Raw genomic sequence first — 778 nt, 5'->3', positions numbered from 1 at the left:
CTTGCAAGAAACCAAAGCCCAGGATGATCAGGTGATGGAAGCACTTAAAGATCTTGAGGGCTATCATATCTACTGTAACTCTGCCGAGAAGAAAGGCTACTCAGGCACAGCTATTCTGACCAAACACGCACCTATTTCTGTCCAATACGATATGGGAATTGAAGAGCACGATCAGGAAGGTCGAGTGATTGCTGCTGAGTATGACGGCTTTTACTTGGTTACTGTCTACACCCCAAACTCTGGTAGTGAGCTTAAACGTTTGCCTTATCGTCAAGAGTGGGACAAAGACTTCAATGATTATTTAAAGAAACTCGAAGAAAGCAAGCCAGTTATCTTATGTGGCGACCTGAATGTTGCGCACAAAGACATCGACCTGGCCCGTCCCAAGCCCAACTACAATAAAAGTGCTGGCTACACGCAGGCAGAAATTGACGGTTTAGACCGCTACGTTGCGTCTGGTTTTATAGACACTTACCGAGAACTAAACCCTGAAACCGTCAAATATAGTTGGTGGAGCTATCGAGCCGGCGCCCGTGCGAAGAACGTAGGCTGGAGGATTGATTACTTCCTCGCCTCCCAAAGCTTGCGCGACAACATCAAAGCCGCCGATATTCTCAACGATATTATGGGTTCTGACCATTGCCCTGTTCAGATCGATCTAGCGCTTTAGACGTAAGATCCCACGAATACCAACTTCGTCACGTTGATTTATCCTTGGTCAACGTGACAAGCACTCAACTTGCCCTATACTTTTAAAGATCAACTGGAAATTACGACC

At 46.3% G+C, this 778-nt stretch carries 1 protein-coding gene; it reads left to right on the top strand.

Annotated features, from left to right (window positions below; translation table 11 throughout):
* Positions 1-670: exodeoxyribonuclease III (locus A3763_RS00350; protein WP_068759798.1), on the top strand; the 670-nt coding region annotated here is incomplete at its 5' end.
* Positions 671-778: the final 108 nt, after the last annotated feature.

The organism is Oleiphilus sp. HI0128, from assembly GCF_001635365.1.
This window is presented reverse-complemented; position numbering and strand designations above follow the sequence as displayed.